Raw genomic sequence first — 263 nt, 5'->3', positions numbered from 1 at the left:
TTCCGCCACGTCCGCGTTCTTCTAATTGTTAATTAAAACAAAGAGTAGAAATTTTTTATAGTTAGAAGACGAATTGGAGAGTCTTTCTAACGTTGTCATCATCGATTAGGTTAAATCAATCATGTAAGTAGTGGTTGGGATACCTGGATTTGAACCAGGGAATGCCGGCATCAAAAGCCGGTGCCTTACCGCTTGGCGATATCCCAACAGAGAAGATTAGATTAGTAATTAAACTAAGATAATGCATCTTTAAATATGGTGCG

At 38.4% G+C, this 263-nt stretch carries 1 tRNA gene; it reads right to left on the bottom strand.

Features of this window, described 5'->3' with window-relative positions:
• Positions 1–131 precede the first annotated feature (131 nt).
• Positions 132–206 (bottom strand) — tRNA-Gln (locus A6E06_RS18480).
• Positions 207–263: the final 57 nt, after the last annotated feature.

The sequence above is a fragment of the Aliivibrio sp. 1S175 genome (assembly GCF_001690985.1).
Lineage (GTDB): Bacteria > Pseudomonadota > Gammaproteobacteria > Enterobacterales > Vibrionaceae > Aliivibrio.
This window is presented reverse-complemented; position numbering and strand designations above follow the sequence as displayed.